Below are 20253 nucleotides of genomic sequence, written 5' to 3' on the forward strand. Positions count from 1 at the left end.
CGCCGCCGCGCCGGCACCCGGCCTCACGGCGACGCCCGCAGCGTCGCGGCCAGGAAGTGGACGACGCGCCGCAACTCGACCGGCTTCTGCAGGCGCTCCACATCGGCGAAATCCGGCGGGATCACGCCCTCGTCGTAGCCGGTGATGAACACGAACGGCACGCCGCGCTCCCGAAGCAGGGTCGCCAGGGTGAAGGACGGCCCGGTCCCCAGATTGATATCGACCAAGGCCGCCGCCGGCGCGTCGTTCTTCAGCGCCTCGCGGGCCGCCGCCTCGGTCGGACAGGGGCCGATCACCTCCGCCCCGACCCCCTGAAGGGCGCGCGCCGTATCGGTGGCGAGATAGTAATCGTCCTCAACCACGAGGATACGGTGGCCGCTCAGGTCTATTTCGCCGGTCATGTCGAGCGCTCCTCCGAAAACGGTCGCGCGCTGCGGAGCATCGGTTTCAAGAATGCTCGCTCCCTCGCGCAGAGGGAAGTCCAGACGGCACCGGGCGCCCTCCGGACCGATCTCCAGGCGGCCATGTCCATCCAACTCGTAGGGCAAGCGCCCCTCGACCAGTTCGCGGCCGAAGCCGCGGCGAAGGGCAGCGGGGCCGTCCCTCCGGTCGATGTCATGCGGCTCCCGCGGGGCGCCGTCCTCCACCCAGTCGAATCTCAGCCAGTCTTCGCCGCCCTTCTCGAACAGCGCCCAACGCACCCGCACGCGTCCGTCCGGCACCGAAAGCGCACCGTATTTCAGGGCGTTGGTTGCCAGTTCGTGGACCGCGAGCGTCAGGATTTCCGCCGCCTTGGGCGACAGCTCGACCTCGGGCCCGGACAGATCGTACTGGTCCTCGCGCAGAGCCTGGGCGCTCACCTCGTCGTGGACGATGGTCGCGACCGGTACGCCGGCATTGGCGGAGCGTGTCAGGAGTGCCTGGACGCGGGCCAGGGTCATGAGACGCCCTCCGACGAGGGAGACGTAGTCGGAGACCGTCTCCGCCCGCTCGCCGGTGCGGGCGACGATCGACCGGGTCAGCGCCATGATGTTGCGCACCCTGTGCTGCAACTCTGCCAACAGCACGGACTGATGCCCGGCGAGCAGCTTGGCCTCGGTCATGTCGGAGGACAGGCCGCCGATGCGCCGCACCCGGCCCTGCTCGTCGCGCAAGGGGAACAGCGTGCTGCGGATCCAGCGGAAAGCGCCGTCGTTCGGACGCAGGATGCGGAACTCGTTGACCAGCGATTCCCCGGCCGCCGCCCGCCGCAGATTCTGGAAGCCGGACTCGCGGTCCTCCGGCACGACATGGCCGGCCCATCGCCGGACGTCGCGCCCGAGGCGGTCCGGATCGACGCCGTACACCGTCCCCAGCGCCGGACTGACGAACTCCATCTCGAGCGTCTCCGCGTCGCGGATCCAGAGTACGTCGGAGGAGGCCTCGGCAAACTGCCGGAAGCGCTCCTCGCTCTCGCGCAGGCGCAGTTCGGCCCGCTTGCTGCGCAGGGCGTGCCAGATCGCGGGCGCCAGCGCCTCGACCGCCTCCAGATCCTCGGGCCGGTAGCCGCCTTCACGGTTGCCGAGCCCGATCAGGCCGCGGGTTCTGTCGCCCTGCTTCAGTGGCACGCCGAGGAAGGCGGTCAGCGGCGCGTGGCCGGCGGGAATACCGACGCGGTCGGGGTGAGAGGCGGGGTCGTTGACGATGAAGCTCTCGCCATCCCGCAGCACCCGCCCGTAGATGCCGTGGACGGCGAGATCCAGGGCGACCTTTCCCGGCGGAAGGCTGCTGCCTCCCTCGCCCGCGAGCGCGGCATGGTGCGCCCGGCTCCGGTCACTGAAGAACAGGCCGTCGAGGCGCCCGGTCGCCTCGTCGATCTCGCCCATGAAGCCGATGGCACTGCCGGTCAGTTCCTCGGCCAGATCGAGGGAGATGCGCGCCAGATTCTCTTCCGAGGAGGCGCCGAGCGTCTCGCTGAAGACGAGATTGATCGCCTGAAGGACGGCGTTGTTGCGCCTGACGCGCTCCTCGGCCTGCCGCCGCTCGGTCACGTCGATCGAGACGCCGACGAAGCGGCCGTCCTCCAGGGGCCGGCCCGAACTGCTGAGCCAGCGGTACTGCCCGTCGGCGCGGCGGAACCGGGCTTCGTCGGCGAAGGGGCGGCGCTGGGCGAACGCGTCACGGAAGAGGGCGAGGTGCCGCTCCGCATCCTCGGGATGCAGGAACCTCTCCCAGCCGTCGCGCGCCAAGGCCTCGAAGCCCACGCCGAAGAAGGCGAGGTAGTGTTCGTTGACGAAGACCGCGCCCTGCCTGTCCACGTCCCAGTGGAGAACCGGCGCGGCGTCGGCCATCGTGCGCAGCCGCGTGTCGGCCTCGCGCGCGGCCCGCTCCGCGCGGGCGCGCTCCGTCGCCGCCCAGATGCGCTCACCCGTTTCGCTGACAAGCCTGACCTCGGCCTCGCTCCACGCGCGCGGACGGGTGCAGGAGACGCTCAAGGCGCTGACCCATTCGCCGCGCTTGATCAGCGGAACCCCGATCCAGGCGACGAAGCCGGTGGCGATGGCCGCCGACCGATCCGCCTCCGGGATGAGGTCGGAGTTTGCGACGTCGGCCAGAACGACGGGACGCCCCTCCCTGTAGAGCAGGAGAAGCCCCTGGACGAGGGAGAGGCGATGTCGGCCGATCAACGGGCGGAGCGGTCCTCGGATATGCTCCTGCTCGACGGCGAGGCCGTCCCCGGCCTCGTCGATCACCGTGTACTGGGTACGCTCGACCTCGAGGTGCTCGCCGAGCAGCCGGCAGGCTTCGGCCTGCATCGCGGACGGATCCGTCAAGGGGCGCAATGCGTCGCTGAGCCGGAGGAGGAAGGCCTGGTGCTTCTCGCTCTCGCGCAGGGCCCGCTCGGCCAGAACACGGTCGGTCGTCTCGATGCTGGAGAGATAGACGCCGACGATGCGGCCGGAATCGTCGCGAACCGGTGTCCAGCTCGACGTGAACCAGCCGAAGGGTCTTTCCGACCGGGCGGGCAATTCCCAGAAGCGGTCGACCGTGTGGCGCGCTTCCCCGCGCAGGATCAACCGCGCGATGTCCTCACCCTCCGGCGCCGGCCAGACATCGAGGAACGGCCGTCCCAGAGCGGATGGCTGTCCGGCGCCGATATTCGTCTCGAATCCGTCGTTGTAGAGCACCGTCAGGGCTGGGCCCCAGGCAATGGCGGCAGGTTGCGGGGCGCCGAGCATCAGCTCAACCACAACCTTCAGGCTCTGCGGCCAATCCGCGATCAGCCCGAGCGGAGTTCGTGCCCAGTCATGAGCACGGATACGCTGAGCCATCCCTTCGCCACGGGGCCAATCGGTCATTTCTTCTTGCACCTCCCATCGCAAAAACATGACTTTCTGGAAAAGTCACGCCGCGAATTTTCCCATGAGCCGGCTGAAGTTGGAACAATCGACGCAGTGTCGGGCGAACCGAGGGCACGGACGAAAGAGGCATCCGGCCGGCCGGGGCCGCTTCGGCTGGAGCCTTCCATGGATCGGCCGTTTCGCGATACGGAGGCGGCAGCCTTGCCGGGCCGGAATTCTGACGAGAGGACCGGACCTGTTTCATTCGCGGACGAGATCACACCTGATGCAAGCCCTCCAGCTCTTCGGCGACCGCGACCTGCGCCTGACCGAGGTCGAGCCGCCGCCCGCGCCCGGACCCGGCGAGGTCCAGGTGCGGGTGCGGGCCGTCGGGCTCAATTTCATCGACGTGTGGGGCTTTCGCGGCATGGCCTTCGCCAAGCGCAAGCTGCCGCTCACCGTCGGCGCGGAGGCTGCGGGCGAGATTGCGGCGGTCGGCGAGGGCGTGGAGGGCCTGTCCGTCGGCGATGGGGTCGTGCCCTACGGCGCCCTGACCTGCGGACGGTGCCGGGCCTGCCGCGAGGGTCGCGACAACCTGTGCGAGGACGTCTCCGGCGTCATGGGATTCCATCTCGACGGGTTCGCCCGTGAGCGGGTGAACCTGCCGGCCCGCCTCGTGGTGCGGGTGCCGGAGGGTGTCGACCACGTCCAGGCCGCCTGCGCCGGCATCGCCTTCGGCACGGTGCAGCACATGCTGTTTGACAACGCGCGGCTGGAGCCCGGCGAGTCGATCCTCGTCCATGCCGGCGGCTCGGGCATCGGCACCGCGGCGATCAAGATGGCCAAGGCGATCGGCTGCACCGTCTACACGACGGTGGGCGACGACGCGAAGGGCGAGAAGGCGAAGGCGCTCGGCGCCGACCACGTCATCAACTACCGCGAGGAGCGCTTCGAGGGCGAGGTGCGGCGCCTGACCAAGCGCAAGGGCGTGGATGTGGTGTTCGAGCACGTCGGTGCCGAGACCTGGAACGGATCGCTGCTCTGCCTGAAGCGCGGCGGGCGGCTCGTGACCTGCGGCTCGACCTCGGGCGTGTCGGTGCAGATGAACCTGATGCAGTTGTTCCAGCAGCAATATCGCATCACCGGCTCGTTCGGCTGCCGCATCGCCAACATGCGCGAGAGCCTCGACAAGATGGCGGCCGGCCTCACGCCGGTCATCGACACGGTGCTGCCGCTCGCCGACTTCGCGCAAGGGCTGGAGCGCCTGGAATCGCGAAAGGTGTTCGGGAAGATTCTCGTGACGCTGTAGCGCAGCCTCGGATCAGCGCAGACAGACGAGGACGAGGCCGCCGATCATCAGCGCGCAACCGAGGATGCGCCAGGGATCGGCGGTGTGCTGGGCGAACCCGACCCAGCCGAAATGGTCGAGCACGACCGAGGTGACGATGGCCGCCGTCACGGTGATCCCGGTGAACACGGCGGCGCCCAGCCGCTCGGCGATGAAGATCGTGGCGAGCACGTAGGTCGCGCCCATCGCCCCACCGAGCCACGCCCACCACGGCACGCCCGCGAACCGCTGGCCGCCGGGCCAGCCGATCCCGACGAAAGGCGCGGTGGCGAGGTAGACCGCGACATTGGCCGCGGTGACGACGAGGGCCGCGAGGATCGGCTGGCCGAGCCCCTTGTTGAGCGAGGCGTTGGCGCCGGACGGCAGCGCGACGAAGCCCCGATTCGGGCGCGCGGCGTCGCCGACGCCCGTGCCCGCTTCACTCCACGCGCGCCCCCCGGCCATCCTCATCCCTCGTCACCAGCGATAGATCAGGCTGCCGATCACGGTCGCGGGGGCACCCCGGTAGCAGAAGCCCGCCTGACAGGTGAAGTAATCGCGGTCGAAGATGTTGTTGGCGTTCACCTGGGCGCGAAAGCCTTTGTACTTCGGATCAATCGCCGCGAAATCGTAGGCCACCAACGCATCGAACAGGGTCACGGTCGGGTTGCGGACGGTGTTCTCGTCGTTGGCGTAGCTGTTGGCGCTGAAGCGGACGCCGCCGCCGAGCGTCAGGCCTCTCAAGGCCGAACTCGGCGGGAACAGGTAGGTGAGGAAGCCGGTAAAAGTGTCCCCCGGAATGCCGGAGAGATAATTGCCGTCCAGCACCTGCCCCGCGAACGAGGTCTGACTGAGGTAGCGCAGGTCGAGATGCGTGTAGGCCAGCGTCAGGTTGGTGCCGGGGGCGAAGTTGGCGATCGCCTCCATCTCGAAGCCACGCGACTGGACGGAGCCGGTCGCGATCTGGAAGGCGATGTTGTTCGGGTCCGTGCGCAGAACGCTGCTCTGCACGATGTCGAAGCCGGCAAATCCCGCCTGGATATTGGTGCCCGGGATCAGGTACTTGACGCCCGCCTCGATCTGATCGCCCGTCGCCGGACGGAAGGCACGGCCCGAGGCGTCGGCGCCCGGCTGCGGCGCGAAGGTGGTGGCGTAGCTGGCATAGGGGACGAGGCCCGGCGCCAGCAGGTAGTTGAGGCCGACGCGGCCGGTGAAGGCCTGGTCGTTCTGCTGCGTCGCGGCGCCCGTGGTGTCGACCGTGTTCTGGAACACCCAATCGTAGCGGCCGCTCAATGTCAGCACGAAGCGGTCGAACTTGGCCTGCTCCTGCAGGTAGAGCCCGACCTGATCCTGGCTCTGCGCGGTGCGCGGCCCGAGCGGCGCAGCCAAGATCGGCTGAAGGCCGTAATTGCGGGTGACGAGGTTGAGATCGGGCGCCGTGCCGAAGCCGAAGCGATAGTTGAAGTCGTAATGCGCGTAGTCGAGCCCGGCCAGCAGCGTGTTCTGGACCGGCCCCGTCGCGAGATGCGCCTCGATCTGGTTGTCGAGGGTGAACTGACTGAGATGCTGACGGGAGAAGCCGGTCGAGCGGCTTGCGGTCACGCCGTCGGGATTGAGGCCGGTGATCGAGGTGTAGCGGTAGTCGGTCGAGACATCGTAGAAGCGGAAGTTCTGGCGGAAGAACAGATCCCCGTCGAAGCGGTGCTCGAAGGCGTAGCCGACGCGGCCCTGCTGCTGCTTGAAGTCGTTGAAGGCGGGATCGCTTGCATAGAGCCGGGTTGGCCGGAAGTTCTGGTTGAAGAACGTCGTGCTGCCCGGAAGCTTGTTCTCTTGGTACTCGCTTAAGAAAGTGAAGGTCGTGTCGGCGGACGGCTTCCAGGTGAAGGCCGGCGCGATGTAGCTGCGGTCGTCGGCGCCACCCGGCAGAAAGGTGTCGGATTGCCGCTTGATGCCGGTGATGCGGTAGGCGAGCGTTCCGTCCGTGCCCTCGACCGGGCCACCGATGTCGAAATTGCCCTGGTAGCGGTCGAAGTTGCCGACCTGCAGCTGCACCTCGCCGAAGCGCGTGAAGACTGGTCGCTTGGTGGTGACATCGAGGATGCCGCCAGGCGAGCCGAGACCGTAGAGCCCGGAGGCCGGCCCGCGCAGGATCGTGGCCGCCTCGATGCCATAGGGCTCGATACGCGGCACGGTCAGGCCCGACGCAATCTGGCGCAGGCCGTCGCGGAAGATGCCGTCATAGGTCAGGCTGAAGCCGCGCACGTAGAAGGAATCGAAGCGCGGATCGAAGCCGAAGACGTTCGAGGAGACGCCGGCCACGTAGCCGATCGCCTCGTTGAGGGTCTGGACGTTGCGGTCGTTGAGTGCCTCGCGGGTGAGCACCGTGACCGATTGCGGCGTCTCGAGCAGCGGCGTGTTGGTCTTGGTCGCGGTCGGACTGACGCGGGCGGTATAGCCGGTCACCCCGCTCGGGCCGCCGCCTCCGCCGCTCGTGGCGGCGCTGTCCTGGGAGACCGCGACGTTGCCGCCCGCCCCGCCGAGGCCGGCCCCTCTCCGGCTGCCCTCGACTGACAGCTCGCTCAGCTCGACGCTGGCCTGCTGCGCCAGTGCGGGGGAGGCGAGGGGTAGGGCCGACGACAGCGCCGTGGAGGCGAGAAGCAGGCCGGCGAGACGGCAGCGGGGCAGGAGCATGATGCGGACGGGGGTTTCAAGCTTGGCCTTGAACGGCTTTGAAGGTTATTGGCACGAAAAACAAGCCGATCTGCTCGAAAAGCCTCCCAGTTTTGAATTACTATAAAACGATGCGCATGACTGTTTCTTGCATAATTCTTGTGGCAAGAATTTTGCCGCCTGTGAGATGATGTCTATACTTTAAGATTATACAACCATCGATCGCACGCTTGCGGCCTGCCGGATCGCGAGGAGAACGCTGCCCCATGCTCCACCGCTGCAACCGGCCGTCGGCCGCGACGAACGCCATCCGATGACGCGCCCCTCGCGCCGCGCCATGCTCCGGCTCTCGATGGAGTTCTCCCTGGGGTTGGCAGCCGGGATCGGGCTCCCGCTTCGCGCCCAGGCCCGGGCGGCGACGGAGGCAGACGGACCCGCCGCGCTCCCCGGGGCAGTCCGGTTCGATCTCGGGGCTGGCGAGGGCCGCGCCCCCCGGCGCATCACGCTCTACGTCCCGCCCGGCGAGGCGCCCGCGGCCGGGTGGCCCTGTCTCACCCTGCTCGACGGCAACGCCCTGGCCGGTACGGCCATCGACATCGAGCGGGTGCAGGCGGCCTATCCGGCTGGCAGCGGTGTCGGCTCCCGCTTCGCCATCGTCGCGATCGGATCCGGAACGGAGGAGGCTTACGACAGCGTGGCCCGCTCGTGGGACTACACCCCGCCGCCGGGCCGGACCTACCCGCCCTACAAGCCGGGCGGCCCAGAGCTGCGCACCGGTGGAGCTGCCGCCTTCCTCGAATTCGTGACGCGGGAGCTCAGGGACGAGATTGCCCGGCGCTGCCCAATCAATCGCTCGAGGCAGGCCCTGTTCGGGCATTCCTTTGGCGGCCTGTTCGTTCTCTACGCGCTCGCCCGCGCGCCCGCGGCTTTCTCGCACTGGATTGCCGCCAGCCCCAGCATCTTCTGGGAGGACGGATCGCTGCTGCCCAGCATCGGCGCCTTCGAGAAAGGATCGCCGGTCTGCGCCCAGGTGCTGCTGCTGGCCGGCGCCTACGAGGCGGAGTTGGCGCCGTTCCAGCAGGCGCTTCCCGACCGGGAACAGCGCCTCGCCCGCCTACGAGAGGCGAGCACGGTCGAGCGGACGCGCGCCATGGCGGAACGGCTCGGCCGCCATCCCGGCGTGACGAGCCGCTTCCAGCTGATCCCTGGCCGCACCCATATGAGCGTGCTGCCGGAGGCGCTCAATGAGGCGGCGGCCTTCGCCTTCCCGATTCATCCCGAGCCCTGCCCGAGCGAGGGCTCGAAGTAGGCCGATGGCGCGGATGGCCGGCCGGTCCGCCGCGCCCCGTGCTACGACCGCGGATGTTTGGCGAAGCAACGCGGCGCACGATCTTTTTGAAGTGGCGGCGCGTGGGATGGCTTGCGCCTCGGATCGAAGCGCGATCACCCCTCTGCTTGACCGCGCGAGAGACCGCACTTCGGCCGTGCAGCTCCGTGCCAATGAAGATCTCCAATGGGTCGAAAGCACGCCCTCACCGAACCGGCCCGGCGCGGCTCAAGCGCGCGGGGTCGGGCGCCAATCCTCGGGTGCCATCTCGAATCCGGAGAAGTCGAAGCCCGGCGAGACCGTGCAGCCGACGAGCGTCCAGGCGCCGAGGCTGGTCGCCGTCTGCCAATGGCCGGCGGGCACCACGATCTGCGGGCGCTGGCCGCGCAGGAGGTCGGGCCCGAGATGGTGGGCGGAGGCGTCGTGGCCGTTGGGGCTCATCGTGATCACCATCGGCGCGCCGGCATGCCAGTGCCAGATCTCGGCCGCGTCGACCCGGTGCCAGGCCGAAGTCTCGCCGACGCCGAGCAGGTAGTAGATCGCGGTGCCGACCGAGCGTCCCTCCACGGTTCGGGGATCGCGAAAGGTCTCGCGGTAATGGCCGCCCTCGGGATGAGGTTCGAGCCCGAGCGCGTCGATCACCTGGGCGGCCGTCAGACTGCCGGTCATTGGGTCTCGTCCTCTCTCTCGTCGCAGCGGACCAGCCAGCCGCGGTAATGCACGAGCAGCCCGACGAGCGGCAGGAACAGGGCCACATCGAAGCGGAAGCGGCCCTGCGCATCAACCCGCTCGAGCGCCCGCGTCGTCGGCCGCAAGACATGCGGCAGGGGCAGCGGGCCGAACCGCCAGCCCGTCACCACCATGTCGAGCCCGTCCGCGTGGGCACTCACCGCGAGGTCCATCGCGAACGGGCCGAACCACTCCCGCACCCGCCCGCTCCCGTCGGAGCCGGCGCGCTGCATCCGGCTGGAAAAGCGGCGGTCCGGAAAACGCCGCGTCCAGCGCTCCGCGCCCGCCTCGGGGTCGGATTCCATGCCGACGCGCACGGGGCCGTCCGCCAGAGCCGGTGGCAGCCGGAACAGCAGGGCGATGAGGGCGACCCCGGGGCCGCGCCCGCGCAGGACTTCCACCCGGCCGCGGAAAGCGCCGTCGCCGACCGAGCCGTGCAGGGCCCGAACCGCCTCGGGCATCCGCGCGAAGCCGGCTCCGAGCACCCGCTCGAACAGGGGCACCGGATGATCGGTGTCGCGGCGGGTGCGGATGGCCAGGCGGCGCATCTCCGCCTCGATATCCGCAAGCGACAGGACACCGACGCAAGGGCGGGCGCCGGGTGGGATCGGGGCGGCGGCCGGATCGGTCACGCGGCGGATCGCGGCGAGCGCGGGAAGCGTCGGGACGAAGGGGCCGTCGCCGGCTTCGGCGACGAGGCTCCAGACGGAGCGCGTCGGCCGCCCGGCCGCATCACGGCCCAGAACCTCGACGCTCATGCCGCCGCGGTCGCTTCCGAAGCGGTCGAGCCAGCCGGCCATCGCCAGGAAGGGGTGGGCGAAGGGCAGGAGCGAGGGCAGGAGGCGCCACCGCACCGGCAGGCTGGCGAGGCTGAGGCCCAGATGCAGCACCGGCAGTTCGAGCCCGGCCCGGAACAGGGCCGTCCGCAGACCGGGGAAACGGGCGGGCAGGATGTCGAGGTCGGGCGTCTCGCACAGGCTGGCGAAGCGCCGGCCGAGGCCCGGCACGGCGATCCGCCTGAGTAGGCCCCAGCCGGGCCGGTTCTGCCACAGGCCGGCCCGCAGCACGCGCACGGGGCGGCCCGCGTAGGAGAGGATCGCCCGCATCACCGAGAGGCCGCGGGGCGCCCGGTTGCCCGGCACGATCGCGACCCGCACCGTCTCGAGCGAGCGCCAATCCGCGGTCAGAGCGTCGACGGCCGCGTTCGATAGGGCCGGGGTCGAACTCACGCCGGTCAGCGCGACGACGCCCCTCGCCCGTGCCGCCGCGTCGAGAGCGGAGAAGGCGGCCACGAAGTCGCGGCCGTCGGCGAGGTCGAGATAGGGCAGGCCGGCCTCGATCGCCGCGCGGGCGAGTGCCGGCACGCCGCCCTGGAACGGACCGGCGGCGTCCACCACGACGCCGGCGCCGAGCGCGCGCAGTGCCACGGCGTCCGCCCGCGTCGCGTCGAGACGCGCCGCCCGCCCGCGCCCGTCCGGCACGCAGCGGGCCACGGCCTCGGCCCTGGCGAGATCGCGGCCGGCGACGATCACGGCCAGGTCGGTGGTGGCAGCGAGCCCGGCGACGAGCCGCGCGCCGAAGGCACCGGCCCCGCCCACCACGAGGATGGCGGGCGGCTGCGTCAGGGAATCGCCCCCTGAGGCAGGGCCGAGCCCGGCGCGCGCGGCGGGAGATAGGGAGACGATCTGACGCCCGCGGCTTTCGCGGCTTCGCGCGCCGCGGCCTTGGCAGCCTTCTCCGCTTTCTCCGCCTCCGCCGCGACGGCTTCGGGCGTGGGTGCCATGCGGCGCGCCTTCGGCGGCGGCAGGACCTTGCCCGAGGGCGCGGCCCCGCATTCGCGGAAGCGAAGCTCGGCCAGCGGCTCGCCCGTCTCCGCGTTGATCGGCAGGCTGTCGGGAAGGGGCGGCAGGGAGGCGTCCCAATGGATCTTGCCGCCGATCGTCCCCTCCAGCGTCGCCGGCGATCCGCCCCGGCGCAGGGAGAGCAGGTCCGGCCCGTAGGCGGTGGCGACCTTGCCGGCCACCACAACCTGAAGCACGCGGGTCACATCGGGCGTGAGCGGTCGCAGGGGATTGTCGAGGGTGATGGCGCCGCTGCGCGTCACCCAAAGCTCGGCATTCTTGCCACCCTGATAGCGGACGGCCTGCCCCGGCTCGCAGACCACCGGCGGCGCGGCGAAGTTCGTCGCGGCGGGAGGCGGAGCGGGGAGGGACGTCGCGGCGCCCCCCACTGCGGCGGGCGCGGCGGCCGGCTTCGTGTCCACAGCTTTTGCATCCGCGGGCGCCGGGGCTGCCGGCGGTGCTGGATCGGCCTCGGGCTTGGCGTCGGACTTGGCGTCCGACTTGGCCTCCGGTTTCGGCGCGGGTTTGGGCTGCGGCTTCGGACGGGGCTTCGGCCGCGGCTTCGGCTTCGGTTTGGGCGACTCCGGCACCGCCTCGGACTCGGCGGGCGCTTGCGCCGCCGGTGCCTCGTCCTGGCCGAGGGCCGTCGGGATCGCCTCCGGAACGAGCGTCATCCAGGCCGCCGCGACGGCGGCGATCGGACCGAAGCGCCTCATCGCGCTCATCAGCCTCATCGCGCCGGCCGGTCCTTCGCCTCGGAGGACGGGGGCGTGTCCGGTTCCAGCGCCTGCTTCAGCGCCCGGTTCTGCTGGTCGAGGAGTTGATCGAGCATCCGGCTATCGAGTTCTTCCGCGTCGAACCTTGGTGATGTCCCGGCGCCGCGTCCGCGGGCCTCGGCCGCAGGGTCCTTCACCACCTCCCCCTCGATCACGGGCCCCTCGAAGACGGGACCGCCGGCCATCCCGTCGCCGACGACGCGGATATCGAGCACCTGCGCCCCGCGATCGATCGGGCTGGGTTCAGCGGCATTCAGCACCTTCGAGACGGCATCCGCGTTATCGGACCATTCCTCCTCGCGGGGAAGGCGCAGCGGAGCCTGGCGCGGCCCTCTGGAGAGTGTCGCCACGAAGATGCAGGCGAGCAGGGTCGCCGCCACAGCGGCAAGGATCACCAGGGTTTCCATGGTCGAGCCGACCCTAGACCGGATCGCGCGCCGTTGCACGTGCTGGGGACACGGCACCCCATCCGGGAACGGTCCTTGCGTCACGGGCCGAAGGGTGAGAACCGCGTGGGCGCCGCCGTCCGACGGTCACCGGCCGCTCACGACCAGGAACGCTCGATGCCCCTCGAAGAACCCCGCTCCGGCCAAGCGAAGCCTGCCGCGCCGATGTCCGCTCATCCGGCAGCCGCCCCGGCGCGCCCGACGGATCGCGCGATCGACGCACGCGACTTGACGCGCGACTTGGCGCGCGACTTGGAACGCGACCTGGAATCGGAACTTCTCGACCTCGTCGCCCGGACCCGCGAGCAGGCGAGCGAGGATCCGTTCCGCAACCCGGTCCTGGCGGTCACGCTCGCCATCACCCGCCAGCTCGACCGCGACGAGATCGGAGAGGCGGATCTCGATGCGCTGCTCGCCACCCTGCGGCGGCGGGCGCTGACGGCCCGGGCCGAGCGGCTGCGCGGCTATGTCGGCCTCGACGCCGACGCGTCGGCCGGCGAGCCGTCCCCCGTGGCGGATCTCGCCAACCGGCTCGTGGCGGCGGTGGCGCGCGGCTCGGGCGACTTCGAGGCCTTTCGCGATCGCGTCGGCCGCACCGCCTTCGCGGCGGTGTTCACGGCCCATCCCACCTTCGGGATGCCGCGGGCCGTCGCCGAGCTGATCGCACGCGCCGCCTCTCTGGCGGAGGCCGACCGGCGCGCCCCGATCATCGGCGAGGCCGCGGCCCGCTCGACCCGGCCCGACCCGCAGATCAGCCTCGACGACGAATTCGAGCAGGCCTGTGTCGCGGCCAATCACGGCCGCGCGGCGATCGACGCCTTCAACGGCGCGATCCTCGACGCCGCCCGTGCCCGCTGGCCGGATCGCTGGACCGAGCTGGTGCCCAAGCCGCTGGCCATCGCGAGCTGGGTCGGCTGCGACACCGACGGCCGCACCGATATCGGCTGGTGGGACACGATGCGCTACCGGCTGATCTCGAAGCGCATGCAGTTCGACCGCCTCCTGCGCGACCTGCCCGACATCCCGGCGACCCGCGTCGTGCGCGAGCTGACCGCGGGCGCTCGCGCCGCCGTCGAGCGCCAGCTCGCGGGCGCGCCGCTGCTCGGCACCAAGCCCTCGCTCGAGGCGGTCCACCGCTTCGCGCTCGCCCTCATCATCGAGCGCGAGCGGGCGCAGACCGATGCCGGGCCGATCCTGGCCGGTCTCGCCGCCGCCATCGGTGCCGCCGAGACCGACGCGGATCGCCGCGCCATCGCCGTGCTGCGCTCGGGTGTCGCCGCCCACGGCCTGTCGAACGCCCTGCCGCATTTCCGGCTCAACGCCAGCCAGATCCACAACGCCGTGCGCCGGGTCATCGAGCTGGAGGGCGAGCCGACCGACGCCGCGCAGCGCCGCTCGCATCTCTCGGCGATCAACACGCTGCTCAACGACGTGCGCGCCGTGCCGGTCGATTTCGGGGCGCTGGCTGCCGAGCGGGCCTCGGCGGCGCGGCTGATGATGACGATCACCCAGATCCTCAAGCACGTCGACGGCACCCATCCGGTGCGCTTCCTCATCGCCGAGACCGAGACCGGCTACACCCTGCTCGCCGCGCTCTGGCTCGCGCGCCACTACGGCATCTCCGACCGGCTCGAGATCACGCCGCTGTTCGAGACCGCGAGCGCGCTCGAACAGGGCATCCGCGTGCTCGACGACGCGCTGCGCAACCCGCACTGGCGCGCCCACCTCAAGCGCCTCGGCCGGCTCTCGGTGCAGTTCGGCTACTCGGATTCCGGGCGTTATGTCGGCCAGCTGGCGGCGACCTTCTGGATCGAGCGCCTGCGCCTGCGCATCACCGAGCTGATGGTGCAGAACGGCCTTTCCGACATCGAACTCGTCATTTTCGACACCCACGGCGAGTCGATCGGCCGCGGCGCCCACCCGACGAGCCTGCGCGACCGCCTCGCCTATCTCGCGCCCGAGGATTCGCGCCAGCGCAACGCGAGGGCGGGCATCCGCGAGCGGCTCGAATCGAGCTTCCAGGGCTCGGACGGCTACCTGATGTTCGGCTCGCCCGAACTCGCCGGCGCCTCGGTGGCGCGCATCGCCGAGCACGTCTTCGCCGATGCGCTGACCGAGGACGACGCCTTCGCCGACTACGCCCTCAACGACCGGGCCGCCGCGCCGGCGACCGACCCGATCTACGAGGAGGCCGATTTCGCCGCCGAGTTCTTCCGCGTCGTGCGCCAGGACATGGAGGCCCTCGTGGACGACCGTGGCTACGCGGCGCTTCTCGGCACCTTCGGCCCGAGCCTGATCGACCGCACCGGCTCGCGCCCCGTCGCGCGCCAGTCGGATGGCGGGGGCCCGGCGGCGATCACCCATCCGCGCCAGATGCGGGCGATCCCCAACAACGCGATCCTCCACCAGCTCGGCTATCTCGCCAACTCGCTGCACGGCGTCGGCCGCGCGGCGCACCGGGCGCCGGAGCTGTTCCGCCACATGCGCCAGAATTCGGTGCGCTTCTCCCGCGCCTTCCGCCTGGTGCAGCACGCCTCCAGCGTCGGCGACCTCGACGTGATGCGTGCCTATATCGACAGCCTCGACCCGGCGGTGTGGCTGGAGCGCGCCCGCCGCACCCGGCGCGAGGCGCGGCGCGACGAACTCGTCACCATCGCCGCGGCGCTGGAGCGGCTGAATCTCGCCCCCGACCTGCGCCGCCTGTTCGGCCGGCTGACCCGCGACGGGCTGTTCCTGCAGGCCGCGGCGCCGGATCTCGCCACGATGTCGACCCGGCTCGCCCTGCTCCACGCGATCCGCCTCGCGCTGATCCACCGGATCTGGTTCCTGGCCGCCCACATCCCGAGCTTCCGGCCGCAGGCGGGTCTGACCCGCGAAATGCTGCTGGAGCGCTTCCTGCGTCTCGACATCGACGGCTGCCTGAAGCTGCTCGACGAGATCTTTCCGGTCACGCCCGACCCGACGCTCGGCCTCAATTTCGGCGAGCCGCCGGGACCGCGCGACGTCGGCACCTACGAGATCGAGCACAACACGCTGTTCGGGCCGATCCGGCGGATGTTCGAGCGGGTGCGGGAGATCTCCGGGATCATCCAGCACGAGGTCGGCGCCTTCGGCTGAAGGCCAAGAGGGCGGGCCAGGGGAGCGGGCCAGGGGAGCGGACGAGGGAAGGGGACCGCCGCCCCCTTCCCGGCCTCAATGCTTCATCATGTTCTCGAGGCTCTCGAAGCTGGCATCGGGCTCGACCTTGCCGGCAAACCGGGCGAGCCGGCTCAGGCTCGGCTCGGCGAGACCGCCGGCATTGGCGTAGGTGGCGAGCGCGAAGCTGACCAGAAGCTCGGCCTCCTCATGGGTCATGGCCCGGCCGCTCAGGGTGCTGGCCGCCCCGCGCACCGCGAGGGCGGCTTGGCGGAAGGCGGGATCGTTCTTCAGTTCGTCCAGGCGACTCATGGCGTCCTCGGGGCCGTCTTCGGTGTTGCGTTGTCCTGCCGGCGGCGCCGACCGCGCGGGCTCGTTCGTGAAACGCGCGAAGCCGCGTCCCGTCTCCGGCGGAGCCGATGCCGCGGCGGACAGGCTAAACGCGGCTTAAGTGAACCGGGCCCGAACGGAAACACCGCCCCGCCGAGAGCGCGGCCCGGTTGTTCCGCCCCACCCTCGCCATCCCTGCGGGCAGCGATACATTCTTGAAGTGGCCGAGCGCGGATGGGGCGGGCGCGGGCCCGCGAGGGGAGGGCGCACCATGGACGGGATCGGCGAAGGCATCGACCGGGACGAGACCAACTCGCCCGACTATCTCGACGGCCGCCGGGCCGCCGAGCGGCGCGAGGGCGCCGACGGGAACCCGCATCCGGCGGGCTCGAACGCGCACCGTCTCTGGCAGGCGGGCCACGCCTCGGTGACGGCACCCGACATCGTCGCCGACAAGATCGGCGATTTCGCCTGAATTCTCGCCCCCGGAACCATCGCCGGGGGCGAGCGTCTTCGCGTCGGCCTCTCTCGCGAAACGCCGGCCGCAGCCTCGCGCCGGAGGCGCGGCCATGGCCGACGTTTCGTGCGGAGGCTCACCGGAGATCAGTGCGGAGAAGCGGCGATGCGGGTGCTGGAAACGCCGGACGGGCGCTACATCGTCGTGCACGGCCGGCTGTGGCGACGCCATCGGCCCGATCTCGCACCGGTGCAACGCGACCGTTTGGTTCGCGAACTGATGAATGCCCGCCGGGCGGTGCGCGCCGCCAAGCGCTCCGGCGAGGCGGCGGCCCTCGCGCGCGCCCGCGCGGCGGTGGATGCCGCCAAAAACGGGCTCGGCGAACGTGGGCCGGTCTGGTGGACGGACGGCGCACCCGACCAGAACCGGCGCATGATCGCCAACACGCCCTACGCCGCGTGGTACGCGGGCTTGCCTGAAGCCATGAAAGCCGATCACGATCGCCGCCGACGATAGGCAAGGGTGGGGAAACGCGAGGCAGCATATGCTGCAATGCCGGTGTGCGGGACCGCACAGACGATTGTCGGGGTTTGGTCCGCACGGCGCGCGCCCCCCTGCTTGGGGCGCCAAAGCCTCGGACGCGACCGAGTCGTGCGTTGCCACAGCCTCCCAGTTCTGATTAATTCCAGATAAGAAATGCACTCGAGGCCGTTCCGCGGCCTCCGCATCGTCGCGGCGCAGCGGCTCCGCCGCCCTCGCGACCGACCACAGGCATGAACCAAGAGCCGGACGGCATCCGCCCGTGAACCGGCCGCCACGGGAGCATTCCACCCGCCCGTCGGGCTTCGGATCGCTTCCGGTACGGCATCCATGGGGAACGGCAGATCGAACCGGCAGCCGGGCGGGCTCTCTCCGCTCGCGCGCCCTCCAATCTGAAACGGCAGATGGCAGCGATGATAAAACTCACGGTCAACGGAGCCGAACGCAGCTTCGACGGCGATCCCGAGATGCCGTTGCTCTGGTATCTGCGCGACGAACTCGGCCTCACCGGCACCAAGTTCGGCTGCGGCATCGCCCAGTGCGGCGCGTGCACGGTCCATCTCGGCGGAACCGCCGCGCGGGCCTGCATCACCCCGGTCTCCGCGGCGGAAGGCCAGGAGATCACGACGATCGAGGGACTCTCCCCCGACGGCAACCATCCGGTCCAGGTGGCGTGGCGCGACCTCAACGTTGCCCAGTGCGGCTACTGCCAGACCGGCCAGATCATGCAGGCGGCCTCGCTGCTCAAGGACACGCCGAAGCCGACCGATCAGCAGATCGACGAGAACATGAGCGGCAACATCTGCCGCTGCGGCACCTATCCGCGCATCCGCGCCGCGATCCATCAGGCTGCCGGCCAAGCGCCCGCCAGCAAGGGAGACCGCCTGTGATCCACGAAGCCAAGCTGATGGCCGAACTCGCCGCCGCCAAGGACTCCGCTGGTCCGGTCCGGCTCGACAATTTCAGCCGCCGCGGCGTTCTCGGCGGTATGGGCGCCCTCGTGCTCGCCCTCTCGCTCTCGGATCGCGCCCGGGCCGACGAGGGCGCGAGCAAGGAAAAGGAAAAGAAATTCGGCGCCGACGGCATGCCGAACGGCTGGCGGGACGATCCGAAGATCTTCGTCGCGATCGCCAAGGACGGCACCGTCACCGTCACCAACCACCGCTCCGAGATGGGCCAGGGCGTGCGCACCTCGATCGCCTTCACCGTCGCCGACGAGTTGGAGGCCGACTGGTCGAAGGTGAAGGTGGTCCAGGCCTGGGGTGAGGAGACCCATTTCGGCAACCAGGACACCGACGGCTCACGCTCGCTGCGCCACTTCTTCCAGCATTTCCGCCACGCCGGTGCCGCCGCGCGGCTGATGCTGATCCAGGCCGCCGCCAAGCAGTGGGGCGTGCCGGCCTCCGAGGTGAAGGCCGAGAACCACGTCCTGACCCACGCCAAGTCCGGCCGCACGCTGGGCTACGGCGACGTGGCCGAGGCGGCAGCCTCCCTGCCGGTGCCGGCCCGCGAGAGCGTGCAGCTCAAGAAGCCGGAAGCCTTCCGCTACATCGGCAAGGGGAAGATCGGCCTCATCGACAACCACGACATCACGACGGGCAAGGCGATCTACGCCCTCGACGTGAAGCTCGACGGGATGCTCTACGCCGTGGTCGCGCGCCCGGCCGTCTACGGCGGCAAGGTCGTCTCGTTCGACGACACCGAGGCCAAGAAGGTCCCGGGCGTCGTGAAGATCGTCAAGATCGAGGGCGGCGAGATCCCGTCCGAGTTCATGCCGCTCGGCGGCATCGCGGTCATCGCCAAGAACACCTGGGCGGCGATGAAGGGCCGCGAGGCCCTCAAGGTGACCTGGGACGACGGCCCGAACGCGTCCTACGACACCGACGCCTTCCGCAAGGAGCTCGAAGCCGCCGCGCGGAAACCCGGCAAGGTCGTGCGGGTCGCGGGCGACGTCGATGCGGCGATGAAGACCGCCAAGTCGAAGTTCGAGGCGGAGTATTTCGTGCCCCACCTCGCCCAGGCTCCGATGGAGCCACCGGCCGCGGTCGCGCGGATCAAGGACGGCGCCTGCGAGGTCTGGGCCTGCACCCAGGGACCGCAGGCCGCCCATGACCGCGTCGTGAAGCGCCTCAACCTGCCGGCCGACAAGGTGCGGGTGAACGTGACGCTGCTCGGCGGCGGTTTCGGTCGCAAGTCGAAGCCCGACTACGTGGTCGAGGCGGCGCTCTGCTCGCAGGCCGTCGACGGCCAGCCGGTCAAGCTGGTCTGGACACGCGAGGACGACATCCAGCACAGCTACTACCACACCATCTCGGTGGAGCGGATCGAGGCGGGTGTCGACGACAAGGGCATGCCGGTGGCGTGGCTGCACCGCTCGGTGGCGCCGACGATCGGCTCGATCTTCGCGCCGGATCCCAAGCACGAACTGCCGTTCGAGCTCGGCATGGGCCTCGTCAACAACCCGCTCGCCCTGAAGAACCTGCGCTTCGAGAACCCGGAAGCCTCCGCCCATACCCGGATCGGCTGGTTCCGCTCGGTCTCGAACATCCCGCACGCCTTCGCGATCCAGTCCTTCGTGGCCGAACTCGCCCACGCGGCGGGCCGCGACCCGAAGGACTATCTGCTCGAACTCATCGGCCCGGCCCGGAAGATCGACCCAACCGAAATCGGTGACGTCTGGAACTACGGCGAGGATCCGAAGCGCTACCCCGTCGATACCGGCCGCCTGCGCCGCGTCATCGAGACGGTGGCCGACGGCGCCAAGTGGGGCCGCAAGCTCGAGAAGGGCCGGGGCCTCGGCATCGCCGGCCATTACAGCTTCGTCACCTACACCGCGGTCGCGGCCGAGGTTGAGGTCGATGACAAGGGTCAGGTGAAGGTTCACGCCATCGACATCGCCGTCGATTGCGGGCCGCAGGTGAATCCGGAGCGCGTCCGCTCGCAGATGGAGGGCGCGGTGGTCATGGGGATGGGCCTCGCGCTCACCTCGAAGATCACCTTCAAGAACGGCCGGGCCGAGCAGGCGAACTACGACGGCTACGAGGTCATCCGCATCGACGCCGCCCCGAAGGTGGTGCGGGTCCATCTCGTGCCCTCGAACGACTACAATGCCCCGCTCGGCGGCGTCGGCGAGCCGGGCGTGCCTCCGGTCGCGCCGGCGATCGCCAACGCGGTCTTCGCCGCCACGGGCCGCCGGGTGCGCGAGCTGCCGCTGCGCGACCAACTCAGCACCTGAGGCAGACGGCCGAAGCCCTCCCCCTCATCGGAGGAGGGCTTCGGCCGGACCTGAACCGGTCCCTCGCCCGCTCGATCCGCGGACCCCTTCGCCGTTAGAGGAAGAGCGAACATCCGCGGC

General features: G+C 70.3%; 15 protein-coding genes. 7 read left to right on the forward strand and 8 right to left on the reverse strand.

Annotation, left to right across the window (positions count from 1 at the left end):
* Positions 1-23: 23 nt before the first annotated feature.
* Entirely contained in the window at positions 24-3311 is a 3288-nt protein-coding gene (locus HNR01_RS09645; RefSeq protein ID WP_246417449.1) for a GAF domain-containing protein, read from the reverse strand.
* A gap of 295 nt (positions 3312-3606) precedes the next feature.
* On the opposite strand from HNR01_RS09645, the gene HNR01_RS09650 reads away from it, so the two are divergent.
* The gene (locus tag HNR01_RS09650) at positions 3607-4629 is read left to right on the forward strand and encodes a zinc-binding dehydrogenase (RefSeq protein WP_017483570.1); all 1023 of its coding nucleotides are present in this window, start codon (positions 3607-3609) and stop codon (positions 4627-4629) included.
* Between the two features lie 12 nt (positions 4630-4641).
* Here HNR01_RS09650 and HNR01_RS09655 read toward each other — a convergent pair whose 3' ends face one another.
* On the reverse strand, positions 4642-5112 hold the full coding sequence (locus tag HNR01_RS09655; protein ID WP_246417450.1) for a DMT family transporter: 471 nt from the start codon (positions 5110-5112) through the stop codon (positions 4642-4644).
* A gap of 12 nt (positions 5113-5124) precedes the next feature.
* Complete coding sequence (locus tag HNR01_RS09660) at positions 5125-7338, reverse strand: TonB-dependent siderophore receptor (protein WP_183667549.1); 2214 nt, start codon at positions 7336-7338, stop codon at positions 5125-5127.
* A gap of 292 nt (positions 7339-7630) precedes the next feature.
* On the opposite strand from HNR01_RS09660, the gene HNR01_RS09665 reads away from it, so the two are divergent.
* Positions 7631-8626 (forward strand): alpha/beta hydrolase, encoded by a 996-nt coding sequence (locus tag HNR01_RS09665; RefSeq protein ID WP_183667550.1) that lies wholly within the window; start codon positions 7631-7633, stop codon positions 8624-8626.
* Positions 8627-8872: 246 nt separating this feature from the next.
* On the opposite strand, the gene HNR01_RS09670 is transcribed toward HNR01_RS09665, so the two are convergent.
* Genes HNR01_RS09670 through HNR01_RS09685 form a run of 4 tightly spaced genes read right to left on the reverse strand, consistent with a single transcriptional unit; the run spans position 8873 to position 12385 of the window.
* On the reverse strand, positions 8873-9313 hold the full coding sequence (locus tag HNR01_RS09670; protein ID WP_153873098.1) for a cupin domain-containing protein: 441 nt from the start codon (positions 9311-9313) through the stop codon (positions 8873-8875).
* A complete protein-coding gene (locus tag HNR01_RS09675; RefSeq protein WP_309236175.1) occupies positions 9310-10971 on the reverse strand; it encodes a saccharopine dehydrogenase family protein in 1662 nt (553 codons plus the stop codon). The genes HNR01_RS09670 and HNR01_RS09675 overlap by 4 nt, the downstream gene beginning before the upstream one ends.
* 23 nt (positions 10972-10994) lie before the next feature.
* Complete coding sequence (locus HNR01_RS09680; RefSeq protein WP_183667614.1) at positions 10995-11930, reverse strand: hypothetical protein; 936 nt, start codon at positions 11928-11930, stop codon at positions 10995-10997.
* 14 nt (positions 11931-11944) lie between these two features.
* Positions 11945-12385 carry a hypothetical protein gene (locus tag HNR01_RS09685; protein ID WP_309236176.1) on the reverse strand — a complete coding sequence of 147 codons (441 nt, stop codon included), beginning with the start codon at positions 12383-12385 and terminating at the stop codon, positions 11945-11947.
* 168 nt (positions 12386-12553) lie between these two features.
* Here HNR01_RS09685 and HNR01_RS09690 point away from each other — a divergent pair, with 168 nt between their 5' ends.
* Positions 12554-15553, forward strand: a complete 3000-nt coding sequence (locus HNR01_RS09690) for a phosphoenolpyruvate carboxylase (protein WP_183667552.1) — start codon at positions 12554-12556, stop codon at positions 15551-15553.
* Between the two features lie 75 nt (positions 15554-15628).
* On the opposite strand, the gene HNR01_RS09695 is transcribed toward HNR01_RS09690, so the two are convergent.
* Complete coding sequence (locus tag HNR01_RS09695; protein WP_017483577.1) at positions 15629-15883, reverse strand: hypothetical protein; 255 nt, start codon at positions 15881-15883, stop codon at positions 15629-15631.
* Between the two features lie 289 nt (positions 15884-16172).
* On the opposite strand from HNR01_RS09695, the gene HNR01_RS09700 reads away from it, so the two are divergent.
* The 4 genes from HNR01_RS09700 (at position 16173) to HNR01_RS09715 (ending at position 20133) form a co-directional block, all read left to right on the forward strand.
* A complete protein-coding gene (locus tag HNR01_RS09700) occupies positions 16173-16376 on the forward strand; it encodes a hypothetical protein (RefSeq protein ID WP_017483578.1) in 204 nt (67 codons plus the stop codon).
* Between the two features lie 147 nt (positions 16377-16523).
* Positions 16524-16874, forward strand: a complete 351-nt coding sequence (locus HNR01_RS09705; RefSeq protein ID WP_183667553.1) for a hypothetical protein — start codon at positions 16524-16526, stop codon at positions 16872-16874.
* A 437-nt stretch (positions 16875-17311) separates the two neighbouring features.
* Entirely contained in the window at positions 17312-17788 is a 477-nt protein-coding gene (locus HNR01_RS09710) for a (2Fe-2S)-binding protein (protein ID WP_026105388.1), read from the forward strand.
* Entirely contained in the window at positions 17785-20133 is a 2349-nt protein-coding gene (locus HNR01_RS09715; RefSeq protein ID WP_183667554.1) for a xanthine dehydrogenase family protein molybdopterin-binding subunit, read from the forward strand. Before HNR01_RS09710 ends, HNR01_RS09715 begins: the two co-directional genes overlap by 4 nt.
* The last annotated feature ends 120 nt before the right edge of the window (positions 20134-20253 follow it).

The sequence above is a fragment of the Methylorubrum rhodesianum genome, from assembly GCF_014199985.1.
Lineage (GTDB): Bacteria > Pseudomonadota > Alphaproteobacteria > Rhizobiales > Beijerinckiaceae > Methylobacterium > Methylobacterium rhodesianum.